Annotated in this window: 5 protein-coding genes; all 5 read right to left on the bottom strand. The window is 27.8% G+C overall.

The genetic code is table 11. The features are described 5' to 3' along the window. Positions 1-84: 84 nt before the first annotated feature. The 5 genes from HT723_RS07085 to HT723_RS07065 all read right to left on the bottom strand — a co-directional run bounded on the left by HT723_RS07085 (position 85) and on the right by HT723_RS07065 (position 8,072). A complete protein-coding gene (locus HT723_RS07085) occupies positions 85-393 on the bottom strand; it encodes a hypothetical protein (RefSeq protein ID WP_000734650.1) in 309 nt (102 codons plus the stop codon). 626 nt (positions 394-1,019) lie between these two features. After that, entirely contained in the window at positions 1,020-2,573 is a 1,554-nt protein-coding gene (locus tag HT723_RS07080; protein WP_172934909.1) for an ATP-binding cassette domain-containing protein, read from the bottom strand. Positions 2,574-2,605: 32 nt separating this feature from the next. Beyond that, positions 2,606-3,853 (bottom strand): MFS transporter, encoded by a 1,248-nt coding sequence (locus HT723_RS07075; protein WP_172934908.1) that lies wholly within the window; start codon positions 3,851-3,853, stop codon positions 2,606-2,608. 12 nt (positions 3,854-3,865) lie between these two features. After that, positions 3,866-5,179, bottom strand: coding sequence for a lanthionine synthetase LanC family protein (locus HT723_RS07070; protein WP_205403119.1), 1,314 nt, complete (start codon positions 5,177-5,179; stop codon positions 3,866-3,868). Beyond that, positions 5,148-8,072 (bottom strand): lantibiotic dehydratase, encoded by a 2,925-nt coding sequence (locus tag HT723_RS07065; RefSeq protein WP_172934906.1) that lies wholly within the window; start codon positions 8,070-8,072, stop codon positions 5,148-5,150. The genes HT723_RS07070 and HT723_RS07065 overlap by 32 nt, the downstream gene beginning before the upstream one ends. Between the last annotated feature and the right edge of the window lie 724 nt (positions 8,073-8,796).

Here is an 8,796-nt window from a genome sequence, read left to right as displayed (position 1 = left end):
GGTTGTGGATAGAACTGACCAAGTCAGTAACCATATCTACGACAAGCCGACGTTGACGTGGTTTGAAGAGATTTTCGAAGAGTATTATTTTCCTTCTTTATCAGGAAATAGATAGCCAATCCCTACACAAGCTAGGACGCCTGCTCCAATCACCAAGCCACTTGAAATTGGCAACAGGTCCAAAATTGCATTCGCAATGATAAAGGCAATAATCAAACACATCAGACTAGCCTTGTAATCCTTTTTCAAAAGATTCTCTAGAGTGAAAAAGAGGAACAGACCCACCGGAATCAAAGACCAGAGGTTGACATCTAAACTTGGCCAGCCAACAGAACCAAAATACACTACTGTCACTGCTGCTAATAAAAAGACAATTCCCAATAATTTTTTCATTTCTTTATCTCCGATTTCTTTTTTAGGAACTTGAGTTCTCTGATAGTGATGCCTCACGTCCCTTACAAAAATCATTATAGCAGAGGAGTTTCTCAAGAACAAGTTCGTTTGCCTATCTGGTCTCTATATCGGTCTAAGTGGTCTGATTTTCTTTAAAAAGAAAAAGAAACCCAGTAGAATGAGTTTCTTCATTTTGCCGATTGCAAGCATGATAGTTCTTTTAATAAAATGTTTTCAACAATAATATAACGAATTTAAAGGAAATTTGACTCAATGAGACTACATATGAAATTAGAATGAAATTCAATTTGGTACAAATTTGGTACAAATAAAATTTATTTGAATGATCATCTTTGAAATGTTTACTCATTGAAAATTAAATTAGGTATTTCCCTATTTAGAATTTTTTCACTAGCCTACTTTTACTTACCTTTTTTATTAATTTTCTTTTATCAAAGAGGGCTATCTCTTTTTGAAATAATAAGTTGTAAGAAAAAGTAGAACAATTTTAAAGTTCATCTCTAAGTACTTCAAAACCTCTCTTGTGAACTAAGCTGTTTACTATAAAATGATAGAAAGTCAGTAAGATATCATTAAGAATTCTTTTAGTAATTGTTGAGCAAGAATTAATTGTCCAACTTTTGAGGATGCAATACACTTGAACTGTTTTTTAAATCCCGTATTTTTGCATCTATTTCTTTTATTTGTTCCAAATCAATTGTTGGGTCTGATAGTAATATACTTCTCTTAAATTCTAATTCTGTAATTTGAGATTGATTAACATTTGAATAGTTACTTGATTTTGTTTCTTTCGATGATAGAATAAATTTTTCCATAATATAAATTTTAGAACAAACACTATTTATAAGATTTTTATCGTGACTTACTAATATAACTGCTCCAGGATAATGGATTAAAAAATTTTCCAATGCTTCAATCGATGAAATATCTAAATGATTATTTGGTTCATCTAACAAAAGTAAATTGTGATTCCCTAATAAAACTTTTGCTAAGTTAGCGCGTACTCGTTGTCCCCCACTTAATTGTTTATAAGTTCTCCTAATTTCATCTGCCTTAAGACCGAAGCTTCCTAAGGTATCATAAATAGTTTGATAGTCTTGTTTTGATTCGGCCATAATACTATTTATGATAATATCATTATCTTCAAATAGAGTTAGATTTTGCCTAAAATAACCAATAGAAAGTTTATCATAATAGTAATAGTAGTTGTGATTATCTTTTAACTCATAAATTTTGTTCAAAAATTGAGTTTTACCAGAACCATTATCGCCCTCTATTCCAATATGTTCCCCAGTTCTGATTATAAAGTTATTAATTTTAATTTTTAGTGATGATACAATAGAAAGTGAAAATTTTTCTATATTTATTAATGTTTTTCCCGATTTTAAACTAAGTTCACCCGAATTTTTAATTTTAATTTTTTTTTCTTTTTTAGGCTTTTCTATAGTATTTTCTCTATCTATGCGTGTTTCAATGCTTCTAGCAACTTTATCCAATTTTCGTGCTTTTCCGTCATAGTTTCGTGTTTTCCAATCAGAATAAGAAATACCTTTTTTCTTTTTTACCATTGAAATTGCATATTGTTTTTTTCGTTGTGCTTCTTCTTTTAGTTTTTTTTGTTTTTTTCGTTGATTATCAAATGATAACATCATTTTGTTGAATTGTTGTTGTCGAAATTCTTCAAAATCTTTTAGATTGCCTTTGTAAGTTTTTAACTCACCTGAGTCTAAGTATAATATTTTTTGAACCACTTGATTAATTAAAAAGCGATCATGTGTTATGAGTAATACAGTTTTCTTAGTTTTTACTAAATAGTCAATTAACCACTTTCTGTTGTTGAAATCTAAATTCGTGGTGGGTTCATCTAGAATAAGAATTTGGTTATCGGAAATCAACAATTTTGATAATTCACTTTTCTCCTTTTCACCTCCGCTCAAATTATCACTTTCTAATAACTGAGGTAAGTAAGCTATATTGCCATTTAAAGTCATTCTAGGAATACTTTTAGAAACTATATGCTTGAAAAATGTTGTTTTCCCAATACCATTTTCACCGATAAAAGCTATTTTCTCCCCTTGTTTTATTACAAGATCATCAACATGAAATAAATCATTATTTTCAATGCTTACGTTATAATCATAAATTTCTAAAACATTCATAAGATCTCCTTTACTTTAAGCTTTATGATAGCTTATTCTATTTTTCCTTTTAATAAATAAATCAATAAGCATACTGAAACCATAACATAGATTAGGGCGATATGGGATGGTGAAAGTAAGAGAATGAGAATAGAAAACAGAATACGTGACAGGAAGTCACCAATGGAAAAGTATGTTACCATTCCACCAAAGACAACTCCTAGTTTTTCTTCGTTTAGATTATTATATATTTTTGTATTGAATTTAGGATTTATGATTGCATTTAGTAATTCTAGTGTAAATATTCCTACAAGAACAATATAAATATTGTGTATCCAGAAAGCCAAAAAGAGTACTAACATAGCAATTATTTCAAATATTAATATCCTTGTAATTGTCCAATTTTTCAGGCGCTTCAATGTCATAGTTAGATAACCTCCTAAGATCGAACCGCATGTCTCTAGAATTAAAAAGAGAGATAGTGTCGTCTCTGTGTTAACAATACTAAATGTTTGATCTTGAGACAAAAATAGTAAAATCATAGGATACAATACTGCAATCCCTGAATTTAATAGAGGAACACTTACTAATGTTACACTAATTTCATCAATTTGCTTCAATAAATTAACGGATTCTTTTAATTCAGCAAATAGTTGAGATAGTTTAAATGATTCCGGTTGACTCCTTGATTGGGGGGACGCATTAGTTTCTAGGATAGGATTCAACTGATTTGTTAATGATTTTACAATGAGTAAGCTTATTAAAAAAGTCATAGCATTGATAAATGCCAATAATTTATAAGACATTATCATAATCAATATACCACCTATCCCTTGAAAAAGCACACTAAGCGATATTTGAGTCGTTTGTTTAAATGATTGGAATTCTTCACGATCTTCATCTTCTATAACTCGCTTATAAATAGGATAGTATAGTAAGTTTTCAAATTGACCCAAAATATCTGAAAAGAAATTGACTATAATAGCAACTAGAACAATTAACAGAGAGTGCTTCGTTCCAATGACAAACATCAAAATGGTATAGAAGAAGAAACGTAAAATTAAGGTTATTTTTATCGTATCTATTCGCCTAATCGTTTTATCTGCAAAATAACCTAATATAAAACTAAGTAAAATTGGTATTGATTCTGAAAGTGTCAGAATGGAAATGACCCAATTTCCCATATGAGTTTCGACAATAAAATTCATCAAAGCAAGATAGTATAGAATATCCCCGAGATTTGAAATTAAATCTGACAAAAATAATTTCATAAACATCTTATTATTATATATTTTTTTCAAACTGCCCCTTCTTCAAACTAAGAATAATTTAGATAAACACCCAAAATCTTCAATTTCGCAACCCATTAAAACAATAAAGATACCTGTGTTTCCAGATAATAAGCTTAAATCTATATATTCAATAAGACTTTTAGAAACATGTCCTTTACAATAATAATATTTTTCTACGAAAACATATTTATTATTTATATTAGCAGCATTTAAGATTCTTTCGCAAATTTTATATGCAAATTTTTTCCACTTAATGTTTCCTGATTCTTGATACATTCTAAATAAAGACAGGGCTAATCCAGCATTTCCATGACATATAGCATTAGAATTCTTGAGTTTTTCATCAATTGGAAAGTTAATAAGAGTTTCTAATGTTTTCTCAGAAAGTCGTTTTAACTGGACGTCGTTTATGATCTCTGAAATCTCATTTAGTACTCTTGATATTCCTGCTACACCAAGACACCAACTCGAATTCACTTTTGAATTTCTATTGATATTTTTTAAATTAGCATCTATACGTTGTGGCCAAAAATATAAATTATTAGTATTTATAATGTTTTTTATATAAACATTACAGATACTTCTTGTATATTGAAGGCAGGTATCGTCCTTAAATCTATTAAACATTTTTGCAAATACTAAACATGGTCCCAAAATACCATGAGAAATCCCTAAATTGGTATATCCGAATGGATAACTACTTTTTAATGAATTATCAACCATACAATCTTGTTTAATTATTAAATTTATTTCATTATTTTCCTTAGAAAAGATAATATCCTGTAAATAATTTCGAGATAAAAAAATGAATTCCTTTTCTTCTCTTGATAATTGTCTCTTATCAAGATAGTATAATACACATCCAGAAATGCCCTGTAAAATATCATAGTCTTCTTCAAAGACTAAATCCTTATTATTCTTACAAAAATCTAGTTTTAAGTAACAATTTTTTAGAAAAATATCTTCTAGTGAAAATATAATTTTTTTAATAGATGCTGAATAAATTTTTTCACTACAATAATTTAGCACCCTTAAAACTCCTTGTAAACCGTAAATAAGTGATACATCATTCTTGTATTCTTTATTTATACTTTCTATTAATAAGTTTAAATATTTTTCGATAGAGTCTAGAATGATTTTCTGATTGTTTTTGAAATTTTCTATATCCAATAAAAAAACTAAAAAACAAATGATACTTGGATACTCTGATAGGGAATATCCAATTTCTTTAAAGGTGATATTTTGAACTTCTTTCACGATATCATTACTGTTTAAAATTGTATTTAAGATAATATTTACCTGTCTAACTAATCTTTGGTTTTCTATTTTTTTCATATCCATTTATTACCTCAAAAATATACTTAAGAAAGAACATTATTTTTTTTTCAGTATTGTTATCAACATTTAACCTATTAAAATGCATATGGATTATACTTAAAACTGCAATATCATTTTTCTTTATACTATGAATCTTTGATTGACTATTTTGAAATCTATTAAATGCATTATAAATCTCTAGTTGTTCATTTGGAATATCTATATTCATGAAGTAAGGTAAAAAGTTTTCAATTATCAACTTATTATTGGAAATCTTTTTTCGAAAATATTTCTTCATTTCTTGAGAAGGATAATTTTTTAATAGAAGATTTCCAAAATAGTCCAGTGGAATTTGAAGAGAGCATAGGATTACTAAAACACTTTTAGATATTTCAATAAAATATTGGATAGAGTCTAAATTGGCTATACTGATTGATTGTAATAGTTTTCCACAAGCAATACTGTCGCATGTAAATATATTTTCCACATCTGCAATACACTCTATACCACCGTACCGTGTTAATTCAGGTCTATAAATTTTCTGAGAAACATCAAAACAATACTGTTCAATCAACATTTTATTGACAAAATTATAAATGTCTTCGTCAACCTGCATATCTTTTCTGAGTATCCTCAATCTTAGAGACTTCTTTCCTTCGTCAGAATACATCAGATAATGAAACTGTTTAATTTTTTCTTCAATCAACAATTCCTCAAAGAATGGGATTACAACTTTTATAATAAGATCCACAGCTCTATCATGAATGCCAATAAGCACAAAATATAGCCAATCAGAATAATAGTTATTGATCAAGCTATCGTCATGTACTGTTATTAACTCATTTAGATGATTAATTTGATTATAAGACTCTTCATTTTGTCTTTGAAAACTAAATACCATTTCATAGTACTTGCTGGTTTTAGTTAAGGTTTCTTGTGGATAAGAGGTCAAAATTGCATAATCATCAATATTTTTTTCTAAAAAATGTAAATCTTCTTGCGAATTTAAATTTATAAGTAAACTTTCATCAGCAATATTTAATGTTAGTAAATTTGGAACATCCCAAAACTCTTTCCATTCTTTGAATTGATTTGGATCAAGTAAAGTTTTTTTATCTAATATCCATTTTTCCCTACATATAGTAACACCTTTATATGTAAAACTTGGTACAAATGTTAATTCACTAAAATCTTCTAATAGCCTACATGATAGTAGTGGATTAACTTTTACTGATTTGGTAATATACAAAAGAAATTGAGATATATTCGAATATATTGAATTTGACTTTGGATTTAACATAGTACTACTTGTAAAGTTTAATATATTCCCATTGATATCCACTAAAATCAACATGTCCTTTCCATAGATTTTAGATGTCTTAACGAATATATCATCTAAAAAAATTTCTGAGGAGACTTCATCATTAATATAACCTAAGTTAATTGATTTGTTATGGGAAAATGTTGTATTGCCAACGTTTAGTCCAATATTATCTGTAGGAAATTCAGTAAGTTCAATGTAAGTATTGTCAGAATTCATTAAAAATTTATTTTTAGGGAAATAACTAGTAAACCTTCCAAATGATTTACTAATTAAATCAGAACCTGTATGAGGAACCAATGCAATATCTCCTGAGCTATTACTTACAAATACCTCTAGTTCTTTTGGTAAAACGTTATTTTTTAATACTCTATTCTCGCCATATATCTCTGTAGAACTAACTGAATCAAGAGAGATCGTTTTTTCATTCCTTTTTACAGATTCGAAAACTTTATTACGAATATACTTTTGAAACAATTCTTGCTCTTTCCCAGAAATTACACTATTAATAAAAGTTGGAAAACCTAAACCTCTATCATTATCTAATAGTATTTTTACAGGAACACTGTCATACATACCATAACATTCAATAAAATATTCAACATATCTTGAATATTCTTCATTCACAATACTTCTTGGAGAGATATCAGATAAAAAATTAATAGCTGATTCTATTTTTTCCGCTATGTTAGTTGAAATGTATTTCCTAGATGTAGTTATTAAGTCAACTTTTACATATACACCGTTTTCTCTATAAGACATTTTTTCCATTAGTTTTTTTAGATTACTATATTCAACTGTCCCCTCCCCTACAGGCGTATTTTCATATAAATTCATAAATTTTTGTATTTCTTTTAATTTTAAATAAGATTCATTATTTTCTAAAAACGATAATTTTTTAATAGCATCTGAGAGAAGTCCCTGTTTTGATACATTTGGTTTCAAACTACTTATTAAAACTTCTTTCCTAATTAAAAGACTCACAAACTCTAATATATCTTTCTCTTTTTTCGTTTCATCTATGGCAATAATCTGTTTTACTAATTTTTTAACAGGAACCGGTTTTTTTGTCTTATATTTTATGAATGTTAAAATATCGGAATTTTTTATCACTATATTCTTAGCTTTAAAATTATTTGGTTCTCCCCAATTTTTGAGATTTGTTATTTTGTAGAAATGATTATTTTCAATTACAAATTGATTCCAAGCAACATTTAAGCCATTTAATATGTGTAGATCTTGTTCCAAATCTTTTAATATACTCATTAACCAACTTGCATCAGCATCGACACGCTTTAGATAGACAGAGGAATCTTCTTTTTCCTTTTTACCGACTTCTGCAACTCGGACTGCGCCAAAAAGTCCAAATGGAGTTGGCCTTGTAATGGATCTTTTTATATAATTTTTAATACTTGTTTTGAAGGGGGAATTAAAAGAATCCAAAAGATTAGAATTTGTAATTTGTAATGCTTCCTTTAAGCAATTTAATTTTAAAAAGACATTGTAATTATCTTTCTCAACACTTTTAAGATATGATAAATCTAAAAGACATTCACGAAAATGGAATTTTTTATTTATTTTATAATTCATTCTTTTTTCCAAAAAAGGCACTACTACATTTTATTTTGATAGAAGCGCCTTTGATTTTAAATTTTAATAGAGTTTTTCACTAACAACAATGGGTACGAGTTACACCAGTAGAAGTTCTCCGTGGTCCCGCAAGACTTTGGTCCGGATTAATATCATCTATAATTTCTACTTCAAGTTCTTCAAGTTTTAGATCAAAATCGAATTTCATTATATTAACTCCTTTCGTGGACTAACCGCTAAATTCAAACTATATAAATTTGCTATTTCATAGCAACCACCCCCTATCTTAAAAACGCTTACATTAACATTGTACCACCTGTTGATAGTTTTGTCAAGTGTTTTTTTATAAATTACAAAGATTTTTAAACAAAAATAGAATACATCTTTAAATTTATTTTACCTGAATTTGAATTACAACTAATCGTATTCGTCAAAAATATCATCCAAAGAATAACTCTTATTTGAGATCGATTTAGGATAATAAATATTTGTTTTTGTACCATTAATATTATTTATATCATTGATGAACAATTCATTAAGAAACTTTAAAAATTTATAATGATTGTCTTCATCTGAGAGGAAAAATAATTGTTTCCCAAAATAACCATTTTCCTTAAAAGGAAATCGTGATATTAAAATTTCTGAATTTGTATCTTTTGCTTTTAAAATCTAATTATTAGTGGTTTCAGTGATAGATTTGATTTTATACTCAATCATTTTCAAA

The sequence above is a fragment of the Streptococcus sp. 2106 genome (assembly GCF_013277315.1).
GTDB classification, from domain to species: domain Bacteria; phylum Bacillota; class Bacilli; order Lactobacillales; family Streptococcaceae; genus Streptococcus; species Streptococcus pseudopneumoniae.
The sequence above is the reverse complement of the archived record's forward strand: the minus strand, read 5'-3'. Positions and strand labels throughout refer to the sequence as shown.